General features: G+C 39.6%; 21 protein-coding genes and 1 pseudogene. 7 read left to right on the forward strand and 15 right to left on the reverse strand.

Going from position 1 to position 25,404, the window contains the following annotated elements; all coding sequences use genetic code 11:
• Positions 1-483, reverse strand: a pseudogene (locus tag AC23N5_RS25000) (IS1595-like element ISBbi1 family transposase); the annotation flags it as partial.
• 71 nt (positions 484-554) lie between these two features.
• Here AC23N5_RS25000 and AC23N5_RS25005 point away from each other — a divergent pair.
• Positions 555-1,118, forward strand: a complete 564-nt coding sequence (locus tag AC23N5_RS25005; RefSeq protein ID WP_487757719.1) for a helix-turn-helix transcriptional regulator — start codon at positions 555-557, stop codon at positions 1,116-1,118.
• On the opposite strand, the gene AC23N5_RS25010 is transcribed toward AC23N5_RS25005, so the two are convergent.
• From AC23N5_RS25010 to AC23N5_RS25060, 11 genes are all read right to left on the reverse strand, one after another.
• Positions 1,115-1,462: a CRISPR-associated protein gene (locus AC23N5_RS25010; protein WP_122934715.1), complete on the reverse strand. Its 348-nt coding sequence runs from the start codon at positions 1,460-1,462 to the stop codon at positions 1,115-1,117. The genes AC23N5_RS25005 and AC23N5_RS25010 overlap by 4 nt on opposite strands.
• Positions 1,443-2,816 carry a TIGR02221 family CRISPR-associated protein gene (gene csx2, locus AC23N5_RS25015; protein WP_122934714.1) on the reverse strand — a complete coding sequence of 458 codons (1,374 nt, stop codon included), beginning with the start codon at positions 2,814-2,816 and terminating at the stop codon, positions 1,443-1,445. The genes AC23N5_RS25010 and csx2 overlap by 20 nt, the downstream gene beginning before the upstream one ends.
• A 92-nt stretch (positions 2,817-2,908) precedes the next feature.
• A complete protein-coding gene (gene cmr6 / locus AC23N5_RS25020; protein WP_487757720.1) occupies positions 2,909-4,072 on the reverse strand; it encodes a type III-B CRISPR module RAMP protein Cmr6 in 1,164 nt (387 codons plus the stop codon).
• Positions 4,072-4,569, reverse strand: a complete 498-nt coding sequence (gene cmr5 / locus AC23N5_RS25025; RefSeq protein ID WP_487757721.1) for a type III-B CRISPR module-associated protein Cmr5 — start codon at positions 4,567-4,569, stop codon at positions 4,072-4,074. The genes cmr6 and cmr5 overlap by 1 nt, the downstream gene beginning before the upstream one ends.
• Complete coding sequence (cmr4, locus tag AC23N5_RS25030) at positions 4,562-5,524, reverse strand: type III-B CRISPR module RAMP protein Cmr4 (RefSeq protein WP_487757722.1); 963 nt, start codon at positions 5,522-5,524, stop codon at positions 4,562-4,564. The genes cmr5 and cmr4 overlap by 8 nt, the downstream gene beginning before the upstream one ends.
• Before the next feature lie 7 nt (positions 5,525-5,531).
• Positions 5,532-6,977 (reverse strand): putative CRISPR-associated protein, encoded by a 1,446-nt coding sequence (locus AC23N5_RS25035; protein WP_487757723.1) that lies wholly within the window; start codon positions 6,975-6,977, stop codon positions 5,532-5,534.
• 3 nt (positions 6,978-6,980) lie between these two features.
• The gene (locus tag AC23N5_RS25040; protein WP_487757724.1) at positions 6,981-8,060 is read right to left on the reverse strand and encodes a type III-B CRISPR module-associated Cmr3 family protein; all 1,080 of its coding nucleotides are present in this window, start codon (positions 8,058-8,060) and stop codon (positions 6,981-6,983) included.
• Between the two features lie 4 nt (positions 8,061-8,064).
• On the reverse strand, positions 8,065-9,861 hold the full coding sequence (gene cas10 / locus AC23N5_RS25045; protein WP_487757725.1) for a type III-B CRISPR-associated protein Cas10/Cmr2: 1,797 nt from the start codon (positions 9,859-9,861) through the stop codon (positions 8,065-8,067).
• A complete protein-coding gene (gene cmr1 / locus AC23N5_RS25050) occupies positions 9,861-10,931 on the reverse strand; it encodes a type III-B CRISPR module RAMP protein Cmr1 (RefSeq protein WP_487757726.1) in 1,071 nt (356 codons plus the stop codon). Before cmr1 ends, cas10 begins: the two co-directional genes overlap by 1 nt.
• A gap of 12 nt (positions 10,932-10,943) precedes the next feature.
• Entirely contained in the window at positions 10,944-11,618 is a 675-nt protein-coding gene (locus AC23N5_RS25055; protein ID WP_164490310.1) for a CRISPR-associated endonuclease Cas6, read from the reverse strand.
• A 121-nt stretch (positions 11,619-11,739) separates the two neighbouring features.
• Positions 11,740-13,086 carry an ATP-dependent DNA helicase gene (locus tag AC23N5_RS25060; protein WP_487757727.1) on the reverse strand — a complete coding sequence of 449 codons (1,347 nt, stop codon included), beginning with the start codon at positions 13,084-13,086 and terminating at the stop codon, positions 11,740-11,742.
• A gap of 106 nt (positions 13,087-13,192) precedes the next feature.
• On the opposite strand from AC23N5_RS25060, the gene AC23N5_RS25065 reads away from it, so the two are divergent.
• Entirely contained in the window at positions 13,193-14,242 is a 1,050-nt protein-coding gene (locus AC23N5_RS25065; protein ID WP_487757728.1) for a helix-turn-helix transcriptional regulator, read from the forward strand.
• A 570-nt stretch (positions 14,243-14,812) separates the two neighbouring features.
• Here the strand turns inward: AC23N5_RS25065 and AC23N5_RS25070 are convergent.
• The 3 genes from AC23N5_RS25070 to AC23N5_RS25080 all read right to left on the reverse strand — a co-directional run bounded on the left by AC23N5_RS25070 (position 14,813) and on the right by AC23N5_RS25080 (position 17,332).
• The gene (locus AC23N5_RS25070; RefSeq protein ID WP_028523400.1) at positions 14,813-15,418 is read right to left on the reverse strand and encodes a recombinase family protein; all 606 of its coding nucleotides are present in this window, start codon (positions 15,416-15,418) and stop codon (positions 14,813-14,815) included.
• 333 nt (positions 15,419-15,751) lie between these two features.
• Positions 15,752-16,639 carry a T9SS type A sorting domain-containing protein gene (locus AC23N5_RS25075; RefSeq protein WP_487757729.1) on the reverse strand — a complete coding sequence of 296 codons (888 nt, stop codon included), beginning with the start codon at positions 16,637-16,639 and terminating at the stop codon, positions 15,752-15,754.
• Between the two features lie 45 nt (positions 16,640-16,684).
• Entirely contained in the window at positions 16,685-17,332 is a 648-nt protein-coding gene (locus AC23N5_RS25080; protein WP_183980753.1) for a recombinase family protein, read from the reverse strand.
• 228 nt (positions 17,333-17,560) lie between these two features.
• On the opposite strand from AC23N5_RS25080, the gene AC23N5_RS25085 reads away from it, so the two are divergent.
• The 5 genes from AC23N5_RS25085 to AC23N5_RS25105 all read left to right on the forward strand — a co-directional run bounded on the left by AC23N5_RS25085 (position 17,561) and on the right by AC23N5_RS25105 (position 25,392).
• Positions 17,561-18,223 carry a metalloregulator ArsR/SmtB family transcription factor gene (locus tag AC23N5_RS25085; RefSeq protein ID WP_028523417.1) on the forward strand — a complete coding sequence of 221 codons (663 nt, stop codon included), beginning with the start codon at positions 17,561-17,563 and terminating at the stop codon, positions 18,221-18,223.
• A gap of 95 nt (positions 18,224-18,318) precedes the next feature.
• A complete protein-coding gene (locus AC23N5_RS25090; RefSeq protein ID WP_051397917.1) occupies positions 18,319-19,575 on the forward strand; it encodes an MFS transporter in 1,257 nt (418 codons plus the stop codon).
• 82 nt (positions 19,576-19,657) lie between these two features.
• Positions 19,658-22,732 carry a Tn3 family transposase gene (locus tag AC23N5_RS25095; RefSeq protein ID WP_487757730.1) on the forward strand — a complete coding sequence of 1,025 codons (3,075 nt, stop codon included), beginning with the start codon at positions 19,658-19,660 and terminating at the stop codon, positions 22,730-22,732.
• Positions 22,733-23,105: 373 nt separating this feature from the next.
• Positions 23,106-24,167 (forward strand): MBL fold metallo-hydrolase, encoded by a 1,062-nt coding sequence (locus tag AC23N5_RS25100; protein WP_277341166.1) that lies wholly within the window; start codon positions 23,106-23,108, stop codon positions 24,165-24,167.
• A 4-nt stretch (positions 24,168-24,171) separates the two neighbouring features.
• Positions 24,172-25,392, forward strand: coding sequence for an MFS transporter (locus tag AC23N5_RS25105; protein WP_277341167.1), 1,221 nt, complete (start codon positions 24,172-24,174; stop codon positions 25,390-25,392).
• Positions 25,393-25,404 lie beyond the last annotated feature (12 nt).

Here is a 25,404-nt window from a genome sequence, read left to right on the forward strand (position 1 = left end):
AACGTTCTGCTTTCCCTCGGCTCCCCGGCCACGTGTACCCTTGCCTCGCTCGATTTCCTTACTGGCCACCGAAAAGTAACCCTCATCCAGTTCTATCATCCCTTCCAGTGTATACCTTGCATCCCGGTTGCCCATCGCCCTGCGGAGTTTGTGTACCATCGCCCATACCGGTTCGTAACGCTTCAATCCTAATTGCTTCTGGAGTTCGTTGGTGGAGAATCCCTTTTTTGTGCAACTCATCAGGAACATCGTTTTGTACCACACCAGAAACGGCAGCTTGGAGCTCTCCATGTTCGTACCGCTGCGCAACGAGGTGCGGAAACGGCAACCTTTGCATTCATAACTCCATTTACCCTGTAACCAATAATGGGAAGTGCCCCCGCATCGCTTGCAGACAACCCCTTCCTTATCACGCTGCTCCTTGAAATGCAAACGACAATCTTCCTCCGAACCGAAATGAGCCGTAAAACTGAATATGTTCATAATCCCTGCTTTTTGAGCGCTAATATACTAAAAATATTAGGTGTGTTTGCGGAGAATCAGAAAATCCGTTGTTGAAAGGGCTTCATTTCCTGAATGAGTTGTACAATTACATCAATTGTCAGCAGTGTATTGAAATTGATTATACCGATTTTAAGGGAGTACAGTCAACCTTTGTGATTCATCCCTATTTTCTGAAAGAATACAACAACCGATGGTATTTGTTTGGCCTCGAACATTCCCAGCAGTTACTCTACAATCTTGCCCTGGACAGAATGAATAAGCTTACACCCGCAAGCACTTCGTTCCAGTCAAACGATACTTTGGACCCAGCTACGTACTTTGAACATTTTATAGGTGTCACCAAGCCACAGGCGAGTCAACCTGAAGAAGTGACGATTCGGGTGCTCAAGCCCAGGGCGTGGTACGTCAACACTAAGCCGATTCATCCTTCTCAAAAGATACTACAAGAAACCGAAACCGACATATCCTTCTCGTATAACCTCATCATCAATAAGGAGTTAGAAAGTAAAATTCTCGAACTCGGCGCTGACTGCGAGGTTATGACTCCGAAAACACTCCGTTCTAAAATCCGAGAAGTTGTAGAAGGGATGCGTGGATGGTATGAGTTGGATTAGTATTCTCTGAATTGTACGAATTGAAATTTGGAGGTTTTCATTTCGCCGATTTGCTCAGTTACCCGTTCCGTTGTACTGGCGATACAGGAGATGCCAAAAGTCTTTAACTTTTGTACCAAACGAAAGGTAAAAGTCATTTCACCCATAATGTGAACGGCATTTGGGTGAAGTTCTATAACTTTTTGAAAATAGTTACCAACAAGCTCGTCTAATTGATCAGAAGTGAGGCTAGGTGCAATTTGTGGAAATGGTAAATCTGTAACATTTTGATAGGATTCAAGAGCCAGAGCAGTTTGGTTTTCAGGCCATTGGTGGCTTGGATGATTAGTGAGATTGAGGAGCATCGTACTTTTGAACAATATCGTCAACGTGTTTAATAAATGATTGAAGGTTTACTTTAAATGATTGACTATTGGCATTAGATACATAACCGCTATGTTGAATATCGTTTCTACAACTTGTGATTTTGGCAAAAATGCTTGCAAAATCAATTATTAGCGGATGATTAATAAGTATCTGAATCCGCCTTTTATCTTCCAGGCTAATTCCCTTCCAGTTTTCTTCATCAGTTTTTTTTTCAATAATGTTTAGTATTTTTGAAATTAAAACTCTTGGTTTTTCTAAATAACAATCATAAAAAGAATCATCATAAGTAAGCTTTACTTTTTCGAGAATGTATGTTATGATGCCTTCCTGTAATTGAGTAATGCCCTGTTGAGTAAGATTATGATTGCTACACCATTTTGCTGAGTCGAGCCAAATTTCCTTGGTATTATTAAAAGGAGATATTTTAGTTTTAATGATTGTAAAGAGAGATTTGAGTGGTTTTATAAATAAATCAGATGATTCAATATTTGAAATATTTTTTTTGAGAACTTCTGAATTAAACTCTTTTAAGCTTTTTCCTCTATTAGTAAATATATTTTTTATAAGCGTGTCAATAATAGTTCCAAAACTACGTAAGTTTTGAGAGAGTTCGTCTCTACCCTGAGATTTAGCTAAAATAGGTTTAATATTTTTGTTGGTTAATTCTAATATATCATCAATAAATCCATATTGTTGGAAATTATTAGCTGCTTGTGTCCATCGTTGTAACTCAATTAAAGATAATAGGTTGATAATAGGAGCATTACGCTCTTCTATAGGCATATTAAGTACTTTTGCCTGAACTCCTAATTTTTCAAAAGCACCATAAAATACCCCTTTGACTGAGATATTTTTTGTTACTCTCAAAAAATCAATTAGTGTTACGCCAAGCATTGGCAGAAATCTAAACGCATGAGTAATATCTAAAATCAACTCATCCCCATTTTCAATAACACTTGATACAGTTTCAAATATCTCCCAAATCTCATTCTCAGAAAAACCTTCTTTAATAGGTAAAGATTGATATTTGGGACTATTTGAAGTTCCTAAAATATTCTTGTAAACTGTCTGCAAACCTATATTGGGCAAGTCGTATTGTTGACTTTTATTATTCCACTGACCATTATCTAAGTAATTCATTTGATGAGCCAGCGATGTTGTAAATGTAAAAATTACATCGTTTTGAGTGAAATCGTTACAAAATAACTTTATAATGGCTTCCTGTACATACTTTACATTACTCACTTTTTGTGTAGTATCTTTTTCTATAAAATAGTTACAAGGAACATAATTATTAGTCCCCAAAAATGAAATAAAAACTTTTCGTGCCATAGTTAAAGCTTGAGTTTTGTGCGAATTGTTCTGTACAATTAGGAATTCAATTCCTAATTGTACAAGAAAATTATAAGAAGAGAGAATGAAAATTAATGAAAGTATCCGTAGCCAATTGCAGTTTTTGCCCCGATACCGTGGTTAATAAGTGCATCTTTGAGCCAATCTTCAATTGTTTTATCTTTTAGCTTATCACTGTTTATATTCAGTTCTGATGAACCTATAAAGAACTTAAAGGGACTCTTCGTAACAGTTAAAAAAGAAACAGGTACAGGAGATTGCGTATCTGTAGGAGGTTCAGTCCCTTGATAATATTTAGGATAATGAACATTCATAATGTCAGGCTCTATTCTTGGCTTTTCATTGGGAAAAGCATCAAAAAATACCAATTTACCAGCACTTGATTGACTACCAAACCATTTTACGAAAGTATCATCTTCAAGAGCTGACGATTCTTTATTATCAAACATATCAAGAATAATCCAACTACGCACAACACCCTTTATTGAACTGGCAGGAATGTATGGAACACCGTAAATATGGTGTAAAGTCATAGAGGTTTCATACACAGAATGCCCTCCAAGTCCTACTACTAAATGATAGCTAGGGGTAAGTGATACATCCATAACATTTTCGCCAAATAAGGCTTTCGCATTATTATGATGACGTTCGTTAAGGTCTGTAAACTTATTTTCTAATATGCCAAAGTTTTCTTTGATTTCAAATTTGCCGAGAATAACCTTCTTTTGTCTGTCTTTACGCTCTTGATTATTAAAAAATAAAAACTTATTTTCACCTTTTTCATTTACAGTCCAACGAGCAAACTTATTCAATTTGAGATAAAAATTATCAATATCTTTGTCGCTAATCCTTATCTGCCTCACATCTGATGGTACTTTGGAGTCTTGTAGAGAAAAGCTATCCTGTGAAAGTTTCGTTCTTGTTTTATTTTCCATAGATTCATCCTCTGTATCTTTAGCATTCATTGCTTGGTTAAGCTGTGATTTAAAATCAAGGGAAGGACTTTTTACCTCTTGCTTTAGCTCTTCTTTAGGGGTGTATTTTTTCTGATAGATATTTTCACCATCTATGATTAAAATTTCCTTTTTGAAGTACTCACAAGGCATTCCATCTAATTCTTGAATGTCAGGATTTACTTCCAATTCTGGTATCCTTATGACCTGCCCATCAGCTCGTTTGATGCAAGCTACAAGTTTGCCATTGTCATTAAGTATGATAAATTTGCCCTTTTTCATTATTCTTGTATTAAATCATCTCCCTCAATTAAACCTTCTGCAAATCGGCGAAGCCAGTTAAACAATGCCAGTACTTCGTTAGTTACTGCTCGATATTGACCGCTTGGTAATTCAACAATTGCCAACGTTAATTCTAATGATTCTTTACCTTCTAAAAGATAAATATTTTCAGGTAAGTGTAACCAATGATTTACATGTGCATAAATCAAATCATAAGCATTTTTAGGATTTGATTCTGTACCTGGATTGTGCTTAACTCTATTTATCTCCTTCTCTTTTGCTTTTTTTGAAAAAATAAAAGCAATTGTCGCACCCAGTCCATTTGTTTTAATCATCATCGGAAGGCTTTTTACGTATGATTTATATTTATCATCCTTAAACCATTGATTTTCATATTCTTGAATCGGCCTTTTGGAAGATATATTTTTCCCATCTAAAGCACACTGATAAGCAAAATCTGCTCTACCTTGTTCGATTCCATTAATTGTCTTAGCCATTTTTTACCCCCTTTTCTGTTAGTAATGATTTTACAACTCGTACAATACCTTTGCCTAATGTAGCATTTCCTCCAATTTGAATTACATCAGGTAGTGCCGTAGAAAAATAATTCATAACATCTACATCAGTCTGGAGAATCGCATCTTTCTTCTTCTCTTCTTTCAAAAACACAGGACTTGCCATTACTAAGCTATACATAATACTTTCGGCAGGAAGAAACTCTTCGGTAAATAATGCACCTGCTTGTACTGTACCTGTTTTGTTATCAATCTTTGTGCGTGTGATAACTTCGGTACTTAGGTTGACAAAATCCTTGAAATCGTCATTTGATAAAATAACAATATCAGTTGTAAGTTTATCCTTCCAAAAGCCATCAGTAATTAGCTCAGAAAGCCATGCACCAAGTGCTTTATTGTCTATTATAACATCATAAGAACTGCCAATAGTAAAAGCATATTCTTCTAAAACGATTTTATCGTTGCCAATTTTTAAGTTTTTGCTTTCTGTTATACAATTATCAGATTTTGGTTCATTTCCAGTTATTGTAATTGTTATACCTGTTAAAGACATATCACGCTTAAACTGCTCTAATACTTTTGGGCAAGTAACCCAAGCGAAAACGCCCTTTACACTTTTTACAGGAAAAAGTAACAAACGAGCATCTGAAAAGCCTAATGCACCAGCGTGTGCGTCACCATCTTCTGGACCAAAAGCTAAAGCAACACAATGCTTTTTATCATTAGTTTTCAGTGTTTTATTATTAGCGGTGAAATCTACGCTTTTTTGCTCAACAGCTTCTCTGACAGCACCTTTAAAAGAAGAACCTTCTATTTTTGGGAAAGAAGTGTGTCTTTCTCGTTGAATAGGTAAATCAACTATACCCAAATCTGAGCCACTGCCAGCGTGCAAGGGTGTTTCGCAAATGAAAAATAGGGGTTTGGATTGTTTGAACATCGTATTATTATAGTTGAATTAGTTTGAAATCATTTTGGTTAATACTTCTCTGCATCATATCAACGTAAGAGTTATCTTTTCTAGGGTCAATTCTTAGCGTTAATAAGTACGGTTTGAATAAAAGTTCGTTATTTAGCTTTACTCCAACAAGGTGTTTCATTTCTAATAGTGTGTCTAACATCCTCTTATTATTTTCTTCCACAGCAGGTAATCCATTTCTTTTGAGTGTCCACACTACATATCTGATTTCTTTCGGAAGTTGACTTGCCCAATGGTTATTGAGTTGGTCAAGAAAATTTTCAAATTGTTTGATAGCCTTTGTTCCTAAACAAACTTGCCCAAAACTTTTTAATTCATTGGTGATATAACATTCATTTACTGGTTTCTGTCCAGCTTTTTGCCCATCATCCCAAATAGCTTTACATATAGAGTCTTGACCTTTTATTTCCATTAAAATGTCAATTTCGTTGCCTGGTGTGTACTTATTCACATCATCAATATATACTCCTCTTGTTATGACGTAGTCATTTCTAATTGACTTATCAAACTGTGAATAGAACTCTGCTAATTTATACTCAACCAGCATTCCTAATGAAGTTTTCCCTTCTGGAATATTTTCATCCATTATAGTTCTAAATAATTCTCCGAAAGGAGATATTTGATTATTAGATGTTAAAAAACCATAATTACTTAATAGTTTTAGAACATTTTGGTCATTTTTAACTTGGTAAAAAGTGCTATTATCAAGATAAGGTGCAACTTCATCAACTATAGCCCAATCAAAAGTTAATGGAATATTTTTTAACGAAATAAGAGAGTTACTTTGGTCATATATATAAACAAGTTCATGTTCGCCAACAAGACCATAAATAGTCATTAAAGGGATTAGTCCCTTATATCCACCAGTGATATTTAATATATAAGTGGGCTTCTTTTTCATTATAAAATCACTTTTCTTGATGGAAGTGATTGTTTCTATAAGATTTTGAAAGCCTTTTTGATTAAAGTCTGTGTTGTTTTCTACCTGTAATCCATTGACACTTATTATTTCGCAGTCAAGGTTTATAGTTTCTAAACAACTTTTAATTAACTCGGCAGAAATCTTTGATAAACTTGTGTCTGTGCAGATTAAGTAAACCTTATATTCTTCTTGCTGTTTCCTTTCTTTAATTTTTAAAATACTATTAATCTCTGCACAACAATTTTTATTTAACCCTTGAGACTCTTGGTTATAATACCATGTGCCATCCTGATTTTTTTTAGTATTAAATAAAAAAAACTTAGAAATCCGCTCTCTTATATGATTCTCATGTCTTGGTTTGATATCTCCATTTACAATTTTTTGATAAGGGTCGTCTATTTTCGAGTTTTCATTATTAATTACACTTTGTACGTTATGATCTAAAAAATTAGTAATAATAGACGTACCAACCGTAGTTATTATCTTAATCATATTTTATAGTATTGATTGTAAGTATTTATTGATATTGAGATTGCCAATAAGATAAATGCCAAACCCTTCTTCTTGTCTAAAATCACTTATGGAATGTAAAGAACTAGGAAGATTATTTACAAAATCTTTAGTTGTGCCATTATTGATTTTTACATAATACACACTTCCTGCTGGTACAGCTTTCATCATTGTTTTGGGACCACCTTTTTCTGTCATATCAAATCCACCAATATGTAGAGGTTTTCCAACTACACCAGCTATAATCTCTAAATCCCATGATGGGAAGTATTCTTTTAAATTGGGTAATGAGCCATTTTTAAAAAATGCAGGTGTTTGCAGATATAGTTTAAAATATTGATTGTCTTGATATTCAATATTATTAATAGGTCTAAAATCTGCATTTGGATAAAAGTGAACGCTTTTACCTTCTGCACCTAATTTTCCGTGTACGGTTAATAGGCGTTCATTAGTTTTAATAATGAATGAAAACCGTTCTTTACTTGAGTCGTTCTGCATTCTTCTCATACCAATTCTATAAAGTTTACCATCTTCACTTTGTTTATTTTCCTTATTTCTACCAATACCAATCTTTACTTCTGTTGTGGTAAGTTTGTCAATTGATAAATAAGGAAACGCTGAGTCAAGCGAACTATCATCATATAAATAATCTTCAAACACATCCTTCGACAGCATACCATTGGATACCGTTTCTATATGTTTAGGATGCCATAAAATGTGAGAGAAATCAGTAGAGTTAGAAGCAAACCCATTTTTCAATGATAGACATAAAGAGACAGCTTCTGTATTGATTGATGACTTTAATTTTACTAAATCTAAAGGTATAGGGAAATAATTCTTATCTGCCGAATAATACACTCCCTCAATTCTTATATGCTCCGTTTCTTCCTTAAATCTATCTAGAGAGATATTTTTTTCACTGGCGTAAGCACTTCTGAACATTCCTAAAAATACACTTGGTGGCGGTGGAAAAATACCCGTAGCGTAGGTTTCTTCTCCCATAGAAAAAGGTCGTCCGTCTTTAAAAAATAAGGTATCAATGGCTTCTATTTTGATGTATGGCATGGCTTTACATGTTTAAAAAGGTTTTAGGACAAAGTTCTCGTTGCATAAAACGGCAAAAGTTTAGTGCTGAAAAGAAATTAGGTAAATCTGATAAATTTGCATTGTGTAAATCTTTTAAAGTCTCACTCATCGTTTTTACTGCATTTTGTTTCTCTTCCTTTGAACCTTTATTTACTGCACGGGTAAGAGTTCTTTTGATTTCTGTAATCAGTAATTTACTACTGTCTTTTTCTAATTTATTATCTTCATCAACAAGCTTTTGAAACTCTGTTTCCAAGACCTTAATGTATTTATCTGAGAAATACGGGGTATCTTTATCTTCTCTATCCATTAATCCCTTTGTGGTTTCTTCTAATAAACCGATATGCTCATTTTTCCAGACCGTTTCTAAATTCTCACCAGACCCTTTGATAACAGAAATACCAAAGCAATTTTTGTCGTCGTCTATATCTTTGGCTTTATCCATCATCGCATGGGCTTGTTGAAGTACCAAACGCAAAGGCTCTTTGTAATGAGCTATACAAATGCCTGCTGAAAAAGTTATTTCCTTGTCATCTTTTCTGTAGGTTGCTAAAGGGTTGCTGACTTCTGTTTTATATGCCTCTTGTAATTCTTGTAAAACACCAAAGAGATGATTGATATTGACAAAACCCAAATAATCATCTCCACCAGCATATACTGTATAGCCTTTAACTTCCTTCTTTACTATCTCATCGGCTTTTTTAGCAAAAGCACTCAGAAGCTTTGAAAAACCTTCATGGAATGCCTCCAAACTCCCGTTAACGTTTGCACCGCCTAACCATTTACCCATACTATCACCATCAAATGTCAAAACAGCGTAATATTTATGTTTATCACTTGACTTAAACCCTTTCTCTTGAGCAATATCCCAATAGTTTTTATGGCAATCACGGATTGAATCTGGTAATAAAGAACTGTTTTTATTTGACTCCCTTATTACTTTTTCTAAGTACTTATTACTTTCAATATTCTCTTTATAAAAAAGTTGGTCGTTTGTGTCATTGAGTAACTTATAATAAACTTTCGTAAGTCCATCATTTTTTAAAATATGATGAACGTGCATTAATGCAATAGAAGCAGTAGAGGGAAAAGATTCAGCTTTGTAAGCTCGTTTAGTGTAACTTACTGCACTCAAGGCTTCGCCTTCGTCTAATTTGTAGTTAGTTGGTTTAGCCTGAGAGCTTAATGCAAAAGGTCTTTTCTTCTCAGGGTTTTCTCTGTAAATAATAGCATTTCGCTCTCCATCAATACTACATTTACGACCCTTTTCTCCAATACCCTCATAAGTATATTGTTGAAACTGTCGCATATTTTTAAGCGAACCAATTACCTGCTCCAACTTTGCATAAGTTTCTTTATAGTCAGTTCCAAGCTCAATAGCAGCCCAGTAAATATCCAAATGCTGTTCAATCTGCTGTTCAAAAGCTGGGAATGTTGGTATTCCAGCATTTTTCAATACTTTTTCTGAAATACTTTTGAATTTTGCTCTAATTGCATCTTCCGTATCTTTACCAAGTTGATTTATCTCACTTTCTGTACCTGATAATTGTGCCACAAAACGATTAGGAAGAGAATTAACTTCCTCCCAATCCTTTTCTGTCTCGTACTTTGCATAAGGAAAAACAATTTTTTTTCTTCCAATATACGCTATGCCCGTTTTTGTGAGTTCTGTTAAAATCTTACTTCCAGCATACAAGTCCACAGTCTTTCTTGCCTGAGCAATAAAAGCCTGTACAGGGCCAATGGTTAGTAGGAATAGATATTTTTTGTTATTGCTCATTATATTAATATTTTCCCGTTGATACTATCGATAAATTTATTCTTCAAATTTGTAGTAGGAAGCCTTGGATAAGCAGTTTTATTCTTTTGCTCTTTACTTGATAGCTTTAGACTAACACTACTCTCTAATAATTGAGAATTAAAGTTTATAATCATAGGGTAAAATTTCTCACCAATTTTTATAATTTCAATCATTAGACTTGAAGCACTACGTGTAATTTTATTCCCCCCCTCAATCATAGCACTTTTTCCACCTAAAGAGCGAAACCTATAACTTATAGGAAGACCAAATATTGCTTTTTCTATCGTTTGAGGTTTTGTACCATTTGATATGAATGATTTTACACTGTTATAATCTGGTTGTCTTCTACGTCTAAAGTTCATAAATAGTTCGCCAATTTTGTTTAAAGCGTCCTCTGCCTTATCACATGCCATGTCAATAACGTATATACTGTAACTCTGAAAGTTAGGATACAAGGTTTTACCATTAACTGAATTTATCCTAAAATACTTTTTTATTGTGTTTAAGCTTTGTCTAAAGTATTCAGTTTGTTCTAATAAAGTGCTGGAAATATTACTAAACTGGAAATCATCCTTATTATTGGTACTGGTTTTAATAATAAACCTACCACATCCTCTTCTTGAACGAGTACCTAACGCCCCCAAATTTGAAAGTAGCCAAAAACAATAAGTTGCTTCCAATAAAGCTTTATTGTCAATTGATGAAAATGTCACTTCAAAAGTGCCTGATGTAATAGCTTCTTTTTCATTCATAAAGACCGAGTACATAAGATAGTCTCTACCTTGTAAATTTTCGGACTTATTGATATTTCCATACTTAATGTCAATTTGTTTTGTACGTATGATAATTTTACTTCGTTGTTGAGTACTCCCAAATATCTCTCCTTCCAGCTTTCGCATCTCATCAATGGGTAAATGCCCATTCATTGCTCGCCACCAAAAGCGTAAAGCTCCTTTGATAGACGCAGGGCGGAGTTCGGGGGTTGTGCCGTCTGCTCCTGCCAGAAACATCGGCGTAATTACTTCGCAAGTAAAGGTTATGGTTTGCACGTCTTTTATTTTTTATTGGGTTCTTACTTGTCTAACAGTACCAAATCCGTGGCTTACGCCTTTGCCTAGTCCAAGGTAATCGGGTAAGGAAACGTTGGTGCGGAAGGTCACGTCGAAAGCCATCAGTTTTTGCTCTTTGTAGGTGACTAGCCGCGATTTTTCAATGGTGTCTATACGCAACCGAATGTCTTTGTCAACGTCCCACCCAATCCCTTTGGCAAAAGAGATAATATTGGCTTTGAGAATACCTTCAAGCAGGGTGAGGTGCACAAACTCATCGGTGGTAGCACGGTACTTGGCGTAGTTCTCTTGGTTGAGCGCAAGCCACTGCGTAAGCCGCATCGAAAAGCTTTTTTCCCACACTTGAAGCGTAAATTGGTTCATTTGAAGGTATTTTACATTCAACGACAGCTTTCTCCCACTGATTTCGATGTCGAGGTTGCGGTTGTTGAAAAAATGATGCACCTCGTCCACCCCAAAATCCACACAAATCAAAGCAGGATTACGACCAATACGTTTGTATTGAATCACGGGATAGCGATAAATGACTTCCTGGTCGTTGATGTGGTTATGGAAGGTGATGTGTTGTTCTCCTGCCTTCTGAATGACTGCCCCACGAAACGCAGGTAGCTCCCATCCCTCGATTTCGGCGTCGAACTGTACTTTTAAAAAGCGAATTTTTTTCAAAACGGTTGTAGGTTTAACGTTCTCGAAACTTATTAATTTTTATTCTAATAAACTATGAAAAAGAATATTTTTTATTGAAATGATTGAATGAAATAGTTCCAATTAATTAATAAACAAGGTATTAAGATACATATCTGTAGGCTCCATTGGTGAAAAGCTCTGAGCGGGCTCTGGTAATGCCTGTATATAAAAAACGCAAATCGGTTTGTGGCATCCATGTATTCATAATAACAGTGTCCCACTCGCTCCCTTGAGCTTTATGTACTGTAAACGCATGTCCATAATTTAGTTGAAGGGCATTTAGATACACGCTATCCCTGATATTCTGACTTTGACGGAAAAGTCTATTACTGCGAAATTCAGAGGCAAACAGTGCTTTTCGTTGTTCTAGGGTAATAGTTGAATGCAAAGAAGTGAGCAATACCATGGCTTTTTGGGTGAACTCGCTGTCATTTTCGTCAAGAAAAGTAATGTCAGCTTCAACAAATTCTAAGTCTGCTACGCGATGGCGTTTAGAGTCCACGTCTTTCACGACGCCCATTTCACCATTTGCGATATAAGTACCGCCTAAATGTGGCTGAGTAACCATAACTGTATCATTTGCAGACAAATACCCTGTAAGTCCTAAAGAAGAACGTATTTGGGTATTGCAGTCATTTTTATAATTGTGACCAAACGATAGAATGGCAACGCTATCATGTTTACCCGTAATATAGCGTTTGAGGTACAAATCCACCGCTTGCTGGGGATTGTAGAACGGTGTCCCTAATGCTTTGGGCGTATTCAAACTTTGCAAAGTCATACTACGACGAAGCTCAGTGGCGGCTGTAAGAATTTGTGACCTAGCTCCTTGCCGCATGATTTGCGATAGTTCAATGGTGCTTCCTTGCAGACCAAACTTATTGGTTAGATAGTGCTCCACTAAAGCAGGTGGTGCTTCATTTGTTGAATAGCCGACAGGAGGTAGTTGGCAAATATCCCCAATGAAAATTATTTTATTACTAGAATTGCCTTGGCGCACAAAATGAACAAAATCGGCCAATAACGAATTTTGTGATATGAAATCACTATTCTTTTCTAAACGGTCGCTTACCATCGAGCTTTCATCGGCAATGAATACTTGCTGCTTGGGGCAATCATTCTCTTTTCGTACCCATCGTACAATTGCTTCATTTATATCCGTAGTTGGGACATAAAGGCAACTGTGAAATGTCTTAGCAGGTAATCCTGTCTTTTGAGCCAAGTTTTTCGCTGCTCGACCCGTGGGAGCTAAAAGCACAGGAGGTAACGAAAGACTGGTTACGTATTTGGTAACGGCGCTCATGATACTCGTTTTACCAGTACCTGCTGCTCCACGAACAATAATAAAGTCGTGGTCGCTTTCCAAAAAGCGTTCAATTGCAGTCAGTGCCGATTCTTGTTCTGCCGTAGCGATAAAGCCTAAAAAAGAATGAATAGCTGGAGTCATGGTGCGTGCCTGTTTAGTGAAACGATGGCGCAAAATTCCGTACAAAAAAGTAGGGAGAAAAATCTCAGATACGCCTTTGTTTCGTTTGAAAAAAATAATGTTAAAAATGGGAAAAAGACACGACTCCTACGTCAAGCTAAAAGCAATTCTAAAGATTCATAAAATGCTTCGTACGGGAAATTCGTACTCGGGCGAAAAATTGGCCGAGGCATGTGATACGGATAAAAGAACGATTATCGACTACATCGCTTTCATGCGTAATGAATTAAAAGCTTCTATTGATTCAAGTCGTTATTTTGGATACAAGTACAATTCTGAGAAACCATTTTCGATGTTACAATTGGAGTTTGAAGGCCCTGAGCAGCCCGATACGACCAAACGTAGAGAAATTCTGCTGAATGAGTTACTGTATTATATTCATCAACTTCAAAAAACTGACGTGTTAGATGGATTTGAAAATATTCTTTTTGCCTTAGAACAAGAGATACGAGCCATAATTGGCCCTTATATACTATTGACTGAATATGAGGAAGAAGAGCTAAAAGGAGACCTGAATCCCTTGATTGAATTTGAAGAAGTAGAACTAAGAGGTCGGAGCTATTTTGATAAACTTTATCAATTGATTCACCGCAAAGAATTTATCAAGATTAGGTATCAAGGGTTTGAAATGGCAGAAGCCGAAACCAAGGTGGTTATGCCTTTACAGTTGCGGGAACATAATAACCGCTGGTACTTGGTGGGTTGGGCACAAGGAAATAACCAAAGTGTGTTTCTCCAGGTATTCCCCATTGACCGAATGTTAAATCAACCTTTTGTGACCCAAGAACAATTTAAACATCCTAATAAGGCTGATTTGAATGCCCATTTCAAAAATATGGTGGGGGTAACAAAAAAAGGTAAACCCAGAAAAGTGAAGCTAAAATTTCACGATTCAGTACGAGAAAGATATGCCCTCACCAAAAAAATCCATCCAACGCAAGAAGCTTCTATTGATCCCCAAGATGGAAAAACGGTTTTGGAACTTCGGGTGATTTGTAACAATGAGCTAATTACAAAAATCTTAGAATATGGTAGCGCCATTGAAGTACTGGAACCAGCCTCTCTTCGTAATAAAGTGGCTGGGATTCTTAAAGCTGCACTGCAATATTATGTGTAAAACGGGCTTACGTATCATTACGAATCATTATGTTTCATTACGTATCATCACACTTTTTAATGATGCCAATCAGGGAAATTATCTCCAAAGAAACCATATCAAAATCCATGAAAAATCAGCCTGAACCTCATGGGTTTGTGGGTATTTACTTGATTGATATATACCTAGTGTATATCGCGGTAATTTCGGTTATTTCCAGTATAATGCTCTATAAACCGTTTTTGTGACTTTTTTTGAAAATGGTAATGGGTATATTCATTGAGCTTGCTAATCAGAGACTTATGTGTTTTTGAAAATCATATACGTCCTGTATATAACCAAAGTATTACCAATGTAATGGCAATGTATTACCATGTGATTACCAGTATAGGCTTGTATGCAAATATGAAAATTTGTAAAAAAATGGCTAATTTTTAGTCTAAAAAATATGTCGAATATTGGCCATAAAACCCCTTTTGTTCATAACCATTTAGAAGGAGCCATATTGAAAAAACGGCGATTCTAGCGTTTTGGAGGGGGTATTTTGCAGAACCGACGTTTAGATAAACCAATATGGCTTGGCGGTTTTTATTAGTTATTATCTTTGGATGTTTTGTGGTAGGCACTAATTTTTACACCTCGATGGCGTAGGTATTTGTAGAGGGTCATTTTGGAAACCCCGATTTCTTGGGCAATGGCGTTGACCCCGAGTTTACCTTCTTTGTAATAGGCTTCGGCTAAGATGGCTTTATTGATTGCTTCCTTGGTCATACCCGCTCGACGCCCACCTTTTCTTCCTCTGGCCCTAGCCGCTTCTAAGCCTGACTTGGTACGTTCGCGAATGAGGTCCCGTTCAAACTCAGCAAAACTGGCTGAGATATTAAAAAACAACCTCCCCTGGGGAGTCGTGGTATCAATGGCGTCGTTGATGGAAAATAAGCCAACCCCTTTTTGATTGAGCAAGGCAACAACGTCGAGTAAGTGCTTCAGCGAGCGCCCGAGTCGGTCGAGTTTATAAACGACGACGACATCACCGGTGCGAACAAAGTCAAGCATTTTCAAAAGTTCAGGGCGATCCGACTTGGCTCCTGAAGCCGTTTCGGTGAATACATGTTCACAGCCTGCTTTGGCGAGAGCATCGGTTTGTAAATCGAGGGATTGGTCTTTGGTACTGACGCGGGCGTAACCAATTTTCATAAATTGTATAGTTAATATGGATAAAATTTAAAATTAACTATACTTTGATAAATAGACAATAACTATTGACTTTTTTTGGGCAAAAAAGGGCATTTGACCTAGAAGCCAACGAAATGGGGAAAGAGTATATTTAAACGGGCGTTTGTTTGGACAAGTATTTTTGTAAGAAAGGCATCTCTCCAAACAACAATTTATTTCAAAATCAAAATCGCTACCTATAATTGGGGATTGGCTTAGATGAGCAGGGTACAATGTTATAATCCTACAAATAGAAAAAAACAGCCGAATAAGTATAGACTTACCCGACTGTTTTTTCTATTCTAAATGTAATGCTTAATTGGCCTTTACTACTTTAAGAATAGCTTGCTGGGTATCAGTTACCACTCTCAAGAAATAGATTCCAGCTGGTAATTCACTGATGGCAAACTCTTCTTGGTGGGTATTGGTTTCGGGGGTAAACCGACGTTCTAATATCCTACGACCCGAAGCATCCGTAAATGTTGCATGCACCTCTTTCCCTTTATTGTCTTGGGTTTTTAGATGAAGAATTGTTGCTACAGGATTGGGGTAAACAATAAATGCTTCTTCTTGCTTCTTAGTCGTATTTGATTCATCTGACAAGCCATTTGGAGCAATTCTACCGCTTGGGGGAGTAAAAATTGTAATTTTTTTGCTTACGATAGCTTCACAGCCGTCTTCAGGAACAATCATTTCTATTTTATATTCTCCTGGTTTTTGAGCACTAAAAACTAGCTGATCTGTACCTTCATAATCAATTTTTAGCTCTGAAGATACTCGCCATCTTACAGGTATTGATGGTGTTAGATTGACTGCATAAATTCGTTCACCTACCAAGCCAACATAAGACATGGCGAAGGTGGCGGTCGTTTTTACATCAATAATCGTTACATTAAATACATCACTAGCCTTGCAACCAAGTGCGTTGGTCACTTCGACCTTGTACTGACCTGGCTGACCAATTGATGCTACAGGAGTTGAAAGTAGCTTACCATCGGGAAGTGTCCAACTGTACGCTTTTGCGTCGGTCTGTGTAGCATTAACTTCAACCTCCGAACTAGCACAAAACAGCAAGTCATTAGAAACCTCAATGGTATATGCGTTTTCTGGTTCTTTAATTTCAAACGATTTTGTTACTCTACATCCTCTCGAATTAGCTACGGTCGCAGTATAAATACGGCTGCAACTCCCGATTCGGGCCAAAAGTAAGATAGATCAGAAGCCAAAGGTTAGAAGGCTTTTAATAAATTAAGGTGCCTGCTCTGGAACTACCTGCTCTAGGATTGGTGAAACTGGCCTTGATTTCTCTTTCTGGAATGATTTGACATCCACTCCCGCAAATCGTAATACTTTGTAAAGTGTTCTCCGGGAGCCAATGTTAAAGTATTGCATGATCTCGGTAGTGGACTTTTGTCCTGCTACATACAGGTCTTTTACCGCTGGGGCGACCTTTTGATATTTTACGGCTAACCCTTGCGGCCGTCCTCCCATTCTCCCCCGAGCCCTGGCCGATTGTAATCCGGCTTTAGTGCGCTGCACAATCAGATTCCGTTCGTGTTCGGCCAAGGCACAAAAGATTTGAAAGACTAAGACGCCACTGGGAGAAGTGGTGTCAATCGGGTCATTGAGGGAAATCAAATTAATTCCGCGCTTACCAAGCATTTCTACCAGTTCAATGAGTTGCTTGGTAGACCTACCCAAACGATCCAGCTTCCAGATAATAATGGTGTCTGTTTCCCGGGCGTAAAGCAAGAGTTTCTCGAACTCGGGTTTATAAACTTTTATGCCTGATACCTTATCGGTGAAAATCGTTTCACACCCGGCCTTTTTCAAAGCATCCAGCTGAAGGTCCAATATCTGCTCTTGCGTTGATACTCTTGCGTAGCCAATTTTCATAATACCCGATTTTGTACCCTTTATGCCGTCTTTTCAAATATAGGGTATATTGATATCGAATATAACTTTCGGGTACAAGTAAATTTTAATTTTTGACGCTTTAGCCTCTCGATTTTTCCTGTACCGGAAAACCCACGTTTTTGTGACCCAATTTAATGAAGATAATTATTCAATAATTCTATTGAATAATTACAAACCTTTACCTTTGATTCATTCATCTGGAAGCCCATGGAAAAAAAGGAGTTTAAAGAAAAAGTCTATTCGGAACTGGCTGGTCTTACTAAAGCCTTAGCCAATCCCTACCGGCTGCAAATCATTGACCTGTTGGCCCAGTCGAGCCGCACGGTAGAAGAAATTGCTACGCAACTTGATGTCAGCATAGCCAATGCTTCCCAGCATTTACAGACTTTGAAGGGAGCTCAACTGGTCAGCATTCAGAAAGAAGGCCATTATGTGCATTACCGGTTAGCCGATGAAAAAGTCTATCTGGTATGGAAATCACTTCGGGACTTAGGAATAGAACGTTTTGCCCAGATCGAGCGGACCCTAAAAGACTTCCGGGAGCAGAAAAACTCCTTCCAGTCAATATCCATCGACGAGCTGATCGAGAAAGTCCGACAGGAAAATGTAGTGGTCCTGGATGTAAGGCCCGAAAAAGAGTACCGGGCCGGACACATTCCCCAAGCCTTATCGGTCCCGATGGAACACCTTTCGGAACGGATTGCCGCTTTACCCAAAGACAAACCGGTGATTGTGTACTGCCGGGGCCCCTTCTGTGTGTTTGCTGATGAAGCCGTCGAACAACTGCAAAAACAAGGCATTAAGGCTTGGCGCCTGGAAGAAGGATTCCCGGATTGGAAAAGCCGAAACCTTCCCTTTCACATGGCCTAAGTTATATTCCCGGAGGAGATTCTTTTGTACCGCTATAACTATCCACATCAGGCGATATGCTTTTTTTCCTTCCCACCTTATAAAGAATTACCGTTATGTCCACAATTCCTACCGTCCTGGGGCTGCGGGAGAACTGGCCCCAGTTTACCCTGCTGGTAATCATCAATGGCTTTGTTGGGGGAATGATTGGCCTGGAGCGAACGCTGCTCCCCGAGCTGGCCGAGCAGGAGTTTGGCCTGGTGGCCCGCACGGCCCTGCTATCTTTTATTGTCGTTTTTGGCGTAAGCAAAGCCTTCACCAATTACTTCACCGGGGCCTTGGCCAACCGCGTAGGGAGAAAGAATCTGCTGGTGTACGGCTGGCTTTTTGGCCTGCCGGTTCCCCTGATTCTCATGTTTGCTCCCAGTTGGAATTATATCGTGTTGGCCAACGTGCTGCTGGGCATTAACCAGGGACTCTGCTGGTCTTCGACTGTGGTGATGAAAATAGACCTGGTGGGCGAAAAGAACCGGGGACTGGCCATGGGCATCAATGAATCTGCCGGGTACTTGTCGATTGCCCTGGTCGCTTTTGGGACCGGGTATTTGGCTTCCCGCTATGGTATCAGACCCTATCCTTTCCTGATGGGGGCAGGGTTTGCCGTCATTGGCCTTGTGGGAAGTATCTTTCTGGTCAAGGACACGGCATCCCATGTAAAACTGGAAACGGGCCGTAGCGGGCAGCAAAAGCTTTTGAATGTGTTTTGGGATACTACTTTCGCTCACTCCAATCTGGGAGCCGTTACCCAGGCCGGACTGGTCAATAATTTAAATGACGGAATGGTCTGGGGACTCTTGCCGGTACTGTTGTCGCTGAAGGGTTTTTCCCTGGAGCAAATCGGGGTAATTGTAGCGACCTACCCGGCCGTATGGGGCGTAGGACAACTCTTTACCGGAGCCTTGGCCGACAAGTATTGTAAAAAGCGGTTGCTGTTCTACGGCATGTTCCTGCAGGGAGTAGCCATTGTGCTTTTCCCCTGGGCGATAGCCTTTTGGCATTTTATGACCATCTCCGCCTTATTGGGACTGGGAACTGCGGTAGTGTATCCTACATTTCTGGCCGCCATTGCTTCGGATACCCATCCGGAACAAAGAGCTGCCAGTATGGGCGTATTCCGTTTCTGGCGGGATTTAGGGTATGCCATCGGGGCCTTACTGACCGGCATACTGGCTGACTGGGTAGGTATTTATCCGTCCATACTGGTGGTCGGAGGTCTTACCATCTTTTCGGCTCTGATAATCCAATTCCGCATGGCCTGCCAAAAGAAGAACACCACTTCTCAACCGGTTGGTCTGATCAAACAGTTGGTCTGAATGGCTTGCAAGTGGTATTTTGCTAACGACTTACTGATTAAAGACTTACAGAAGTATCTTTCTTTTTCAGGTACAGCCAACTATGAGCCGAATCAAATTATTACAAGCTTCTGAAATCAAAGTCTTTAATACTCCTCCGGTACTTAACCTGGAAGAGCAACGCTATTTCTTTGCGATAGATGAAGCACTCGGAAAGGAACTTGCCAAACTTCGGCATCCGCTCGCTAAGGCGGGCTTTCTTTTGCAGTGGGGGTATTTCAAAGCCGTGGGCCGTTTCTTTGAAGTGGGAGACTTTCGCAGTCCGGATCAAATCTTTGTAGTAAAGACTTTAGGGATTAATTGGGACGATATTCCTTTCCAGGCCCACTATAACAAACAGATGGCTTATCATCACCGGGAGCGAATCCTTCAGCTTTCCGGCTGGCAGCCTTTGGAGGAAACCTTCTTGCGCAAACATATTCAGCAGCTGGTGGAGCGACAACTCATGCCCCGAAAGGTGTTGTTTGAAACGCAGTCTTATTTGTTTAGGGCCCGCATGGAATCCCCGGCCTATGACAAATACCTGCGGGTGATTAACGAAACGCTGGTTTCGGCAGGAAAACAGTTAAGCCAGGCGCTGGCAACTCATCTGACTCAGGAACACAAAGCCGTGCTGGATGAATTTCTGGAAAGGAAAGCGGCCTACCAAAATGCCGATATTGTCGGCTTTAAAACGATCAACCAGTCTAATAGACCCTCAGAAATTGCCAGCAGTCTTGCCCAATTTATCGTGTTAAAAAGCCGTCTGGAAAGGCTGCAAGCCCTTATCGGGCAACTGAGTCTTTCCGATGCCATTATCGACTACCACGCCTACTGGACTACGATTGCTGATACGGACAAAATAGCCGCCCATTCAGACCGGTACCTGTATTTGCTCTGCTTTCTGATTCACCAGATTCGCAAGCGACACGATTTCTTTATTGATATCGTCCTGGATGGGGTCAAATCTGCTGAAAACGCCACCCGACGTTTACAAAAAGAGGATTATTTCGCTACCCAGAAGCAGCGTACTGCCGCTACCCGGCTACTGATCCAGTCCCGGAAGGGGTACTTTGAGCAGCTTCGAGCCGTAAAAGCAATCCTGGCCAGTGACCACCCCCCGGAACAGAAAGTAAGGGCATTAGAGAAGTTATTAGAAGAAGACATTTCTCTGCCAGCCGGACAGCAAGTTCAGTTGGAAACCCTGGAGCGGGAAGCAAATCAGGACCAGTCCCCCTATTTTACAGACTTATGGGAAAAGAAAAGCACCTGGTTAACCAATCGCATCGGAGCGGTCCTTGGGCACCTGATGCCCGATTCGGAGAATACCGATCCGGCTTTAGGGGCAGCCCTTGAACACTACGCGGCGCGTAAGGGCCGGATTTCCACCCCAGCTAAGAACCTGGATTGGCTGGAAACGGTCCGTCAGGATGAACTTTACGTCCAGCAAGAAGATAAAGTAAAGTTCCGTCCCCGTTTGTACAAAATGTTTCTGTTTGATGCCCTTGCCCACGGAATTAAGTCCGGCACCATCAATTTTAGGTATTCCTATCGCTACCGCTTCCTGGATCAATACCTGATTGACAAAAACGAATGGAAAGCCCATAAGAAGCGGCTATTGGAAGATGCCGAACTGACTCACTTCGCCGATTACGGTAAGGTGCTGGCTGGGTTAAAAGAGCATTTGCACGCATTGTACTGCCAGACGAATGAAAATATCAAAGCATCTACAAATCCCCACTTTACCTTTAACCGGGAGAAAAAGCCCCTAATTGCGACTCCCGCCGTGGAGAAACCCGACACGGAACGGGTAGCCGCCTATTTTCGTCCGGCCCGGTACGTATCCATCCTTTCCGTATTGTCAGATGTGGAAAAAGCCGCTCCCTTTCTGCATCTGTTTGGACATGGGAGCAAAACCGACGAAAAGAAACGCCCTACCCAGGAAACCTTTTTTGCCGCGATCCTGGCAATGGGCTGCAATATCGGGGTAGACCGGATGGGCCGGATTTCCAAAGGCGTGCAGGCCTCTACCCTGAAGCATACGGCCGATTGGTACTTGTCCGAACAGGCGCTGGCCGATGCCAATAATACAATCATCCAAATGAAAAATAGCTTGGCTCTGCCAGAGATTCACCGGAAGTCCCCCACCGAACTCCATACGGCCAGTGATGGGCAGAAAATTTTGGTGAAGGGCGATTCGCTGAATGCTACCTATTCGGCCAAGTATCCCGGATTCCAAAAGGCATCGAGTATCAACACTGCCATTGACGAACGGTTTGCTTCTTACTATTCGGCCGTTATCACGGCTGCTGACCGGGAAGCGGGGAATGTAGCGGATATGCATTTAGGCAATCCGGTGGTGAAGAGTACGATGCATTCTACTGACTCCCACGGGGGAACCGAAGTCATATTTGGTATGATGCATTTTTTAAGCGTGTTCTTTGCGCCCCGCATCAAGGAGCTGGGTACGCTGGAACTCTACAGCTTTGTTTCCCAGAAAGAGTACGCCGGGCAAGGATACGTCCTGTTGCCTGACCATTACATCAGTGAAAAGCTCATTGAGACGCACTGGGATGACATGCTTAGGGTGATGGTATCGCTCAAACTGGGCAAAACCACCGCTTTTCAGGTACTCAAACGAATGAACTCGTATGCCAAACAGAATCCCTTGCAGAAGGCTTTCAAAGAGTTCGGCAAAATCATTCGGACCGCTTTTATCCTCAGGTATTACGATGACCTGGAATTACGGCAGTCGGTTGAAAAGCAGCTAAGCCATATTGAGATGATGAACCGGTTTGCCAAAGCCGTTTTCTTCGGTCAGAATCAGGAATTTCAGGTAGCCACCAAGCAAGAGCAGGAAAAAATCATTCTGTGCCGGCGGCTGATCCAGAATGCTATCGTGCTTTGGAATTACTTATACTTATCAGAATTACTTGCCAGGATAGATTCGCAGCCCGTACTGGAAGAAATGATTTCGGTCATCGGCAATGGCACTGCCGTTACCTGGCAGCATGTGAACATGATGGGAGAATATGACTTTATTAAACTGCTGGATAATAAACCGCTTCGGTTTGACTTGGAACGCATTTTTCAATGGAAGTATGCACCCGCAGCCAAAGAACCAGCAGGATTAGGATAAGTAATAGTGCTTAATCTGTCTATCTTACTTTTGGCCCGAATCGGGAGTTGCAACCCAAGTTGTTCCAGCTTTATGATACTTTCCCAGCAATTGAACGACTATTCAGGAAAATTTTTGAGAGCGCCTATGTCGAAACAGTCAACCGAATCGAAAGTATCCAATTCCACTCCGCAGAGGAGCGTTATCTGGCTCTTCTGCAAGACACCCCCAACATTATACAACGGGTTCCCCTCAAATGTATCGCTTCTTATTTGGGTATAACACAGGTAAGTTTGAGTCGGATTAGAGCTAACATTAAATGATTATTTAACAAATGTAAAAGGATTGTATTTTTGGTTGCCTGACCTTTGTGAAGAATTAAACCCCATTTACAATGGCAACAGTCAAAACAATTGATACCCAGACGCTGAGTGATTGGTTAACAGCAGATAAAAAAGTATCTATTTTAGATATTCGCCCTTTATCCGAAAGAACCGAGTGGCACATTCCACAAAGTATTCACTTAGACGTTTACGAAAATTTAAAGGCAGGAAACAGAGACGCATTCGACTTTTTGCTTTTGGATAAATTATTCCCCATTGTTACCTTATGTGCCGGTGGAAACCTAAGCCTTTTTGCCGCTGAATTACTATCCGAAAATGGCTATGACGCTTATTCTCTTGAAGGTGGCATGAAAGCATGGAATTTTGCTTGGGATACAGCTATTATAGAACTCGGCAACGTTAAAATCATCCAAGTCAGGCGATTAGCAAAAGGGTGTTTATCCTATATAATAGGTTCAGGAGAGAAAGCAATGGTTATTGATGCCTCGCTTCCCCCTTCCATTTATTTGAACCTTGCTGCTCAACATGGGTATGTCATCGAAAAAGTAGCCGATACCCATATCCACGCAGATTATGTTTCGAGAACCAAGGAATTAGCGGAAGTCACGGGAGCAGCACATTTGATGATTGATTTGGCAAATGTTAATTATAACTTTACACCTATTAAAAATGGCGTAGAACTGGATTTAGGAAAAACAACCATAAAGGTCATTCATACCCCAGGTCATACTCTTGAAAGTACCTCGTTTCTAATTGAAAACAGTGCTTTACTGACAGGAGATACTTTATTTACAGATAGCGTTGGACGACCTGATTTGAAAGCCAACGAACAGGAAACATGGTTGAAAGCTGCGATGCTTTATGACTCGCTCCACTTGATTGCAATCTTAAACGATGATATTAAGATTTTACCTGCCCATACCTCAAAGTCAATTGAAATCGGTCAAGAGATTGTTTCAGCAAACTTAGGCCAAATCAAAAAGTCAATTAAGCTGCTATCGCTCGAAAAAGAGAAATTCATTGAAGCTATTTTGTCAAAATTGCCGCCTACTCCTGCTAATTATTTACAAGCAGATTTAGAAGCAGGCGCAAACCGCTGTGCTGTTCAATAAATCTATGAAAAATATACAACAGGGGTTACGGGAAAACTGGCAACAATTTTCGTACTTAGTGATTGTCAATGCTTTTGTAGGTGGTATGCTTGGTCTTGAACGTACAGTTTTACCCCAACTTGCTGAACAAGAATTTGGCATTAGGTCCAAGACCGCCATTTTTTCATTCATCATTACTTTTGGAATCACAAAGGCGATTTGTAATTATTTTACGGGCAAATGGGCAAATGTTTTCGGTCGAAAGAAATTACTTGTCTTAGGCTGGGTTTTTGCATTGCCTATTCCTTTTATGCTAATATATGCCGAAAGTTGGACATGGATTGTGCTAACCAATATTTTACTCGGCATTAACCAAGGATTGACGTGGAGCATGGCAGTTGTAATGAAAATAGACCTTGTAGGCGACAAAAACCGTGGCTTGGCGGTTGGCATCAACGAGTTTGCGGGGTATCTATCTGTTGGAGTAGTTGCTTTTCTGACTGGCTTTCTGGCCGAACAATATGGCGTTAGACCTTACCCTTTTTATATCGGTATTTTATTTTCGTTTTTAGGGCTTGGAATAAGCATTTTTAAGGTTCAAGACACGGGACATCACGTATTAAAAGAAACACAATTAAATAACAAAACTCTTCTCCCTCATCCATTCTTAGATACCTCCTTTCGGCATAAATCGTTGAATGCCATTACCCAAGCAGGTTTGACCAATAATCTTAACGATGGTATGATATGGGGGCTTCTCCCCTTACTGTTGCTCAATCAGCACTTTGAACCTACCACTATTGGGGCGATTGCAGCGGTATATCCTTCGGTTTGGGGAATCGGTCAGTTATTTACGGGAAGATTATCTGATATTTATTCCAAAAAGCTACTTCTATTCTGGGGGATGCTGATACAAGGCTTAGCGATTCTGTTTTTGGCTTTTGCTTCTACATTTACCCATTTTATACTCATAGGAGTCACCTTGGGGTTGGGTACTGCACTGGTTTATCCAACATTCCTAAGTGCTATTGCTGATTACACCAATCCAACGCAACGAGCCGAATGTTTAGGAACATTTCGTTTCTGGCGAGATTTAGGGTATGCCATCGGAGCTTTATTGACAGGCACAGTCGCTGATGCCTTCGGTGTGAATATGTCCATTACGTTTATTGGTGTACTGACCATTATTTCGGGGGCTATTATTTTACTGAGAATGGATAATCAAAGTGCTTTACCTAATTCATAAATTTCTTTCAAC

The organism is Runella sp. R5_40, assembly GCF_057652295.1.

What these genes read in the sequence shown, in the direction of transcription:
- AC23N5_RS25010 (WP_122934715.1), bottom strand. Translation starts at nt 1,462, where the DNA reads ATGCTCCTCAATCTCACTAATCATCCAAGCCACCAATGGCCTGAAAAC.
- csx2 (WP_122934714.1), bottom strand. Translation starts at nt 2,816, where the DNA reads ATGGCACGAAAAGTTTTTATTTCATTTTTGGGGACTAATAATTATGTT.
- cmr6 (WP_487757720.1), bottom strand. Translation starts at nt 4,072, where the DNA reads ATGAAAAAGGGCAAATTTATCATACTTAATGACAATGGCAAACTTGTA.
- cmr5 (WP_487757721.1), bottom strand. Translation starts at nt 4,569, where the DNA reads ATGGCTAAGACAATTAATGGAATCGAACAAGGTAGAGCAGATTTTGCT.
- cmr4 (WP_487757722.1), bottom strand. Translation starts at nt 5,524, where the DNA reads ATGTTCAAACAATCCAAACCCCTATTTTTCATTTGCGAAACACCCTTG.
- AC23N5_RS25035 (WP_487757723.1), bottom strand. Translation starts at nt 6,977, where the DNA reads ATGATTAAGATAATAACTACGGTTGGTACGTCTATTATTACTAATTTT.
- AC23N5_RS25040 (WP_487757724.1), bottom strand. Translation starts at nt 8,060, where the DNA reads ATGCCATACATCAAAATAGAAGCCATTGATACCTTATTTTTTAAAGAC.
- cas10 (WP_487757725.1), bottom strand. Translation starts at nt 9,861, where the DNA reads ATGAGCAATAACAAAAAATATCTATTCCTACTAACCATTGGCCCTGTA.
- AC23N5_RS25060 (WP_487757727.1), bottom strand. Translation starts at nt 13,086, where the DNA reads ATGACTCCAGCTATTCATTCTTTTTTAGGCTTTATCGCTACGGCAGAA.
- AC23N5_RS25065 (WP_487757728.1), top strand. Translation starts at nt 13,193, where the DNA reads ATGGGAAAAAGACACGACTCCTACGTCAAGCTAAAAGCAATTCTAAAG.
- AC23N5_RS25070 (WP_028523400.1), bottom strand. Translation starts at nt 15,418, where the DNA reads ATGAAAATTGGTTACGCCCGCGTCAGTACCAAAGACCAATCCCTCGAT.
- AC23N5_RS25080 (WP_183980753.1), bottom strand. Translation starts at nt 17,332, where the DNA reads ATGAAAATTGGCTACGCAAGAGTATCAACGCAAGAGCAGATATTGGAC.
- AC23N5_RS25085 (WP_028523417.1), top strand. Translation starts at nt 17,561, where the DNA reads ATGGAAAAAAAGGAGTTTAAAGAAAAAGTCTATTCGGAACTGGCTGGT.
- AC23N5_RS25090 (WP_051397917.1), top strand. Translation starts at nt 18,319, where the DNA reads ATGTCCACAATTCCTACCGTCCTGGGGCTGCGGGAGAACTGGCCCCAG.
- AC23N5_RS25095 (WP_487757730.1), top strand. Translation starts at nt 19,658, where the DNA reads ATGAGCCGAATCAAATTATTACAAGCTTCTGAAATCAAAGTCTTTAAT.
- AC23N5_RS25100 (WP_277341166.1), top strand. Translation starts at nt 23,106, where the DNA reads ATGGCAACAGTCAAAACAATTGATACCCAGACGCTGAGTGATTGGTTA.
- AC23N5_RS25105 (WP_277341167.1), top strand. Translation starts at nt 24,172, where the DNA reads ATGAAAAATATACAACAGGGGTTACGGGAAAACTGGCAACAATTTTCG.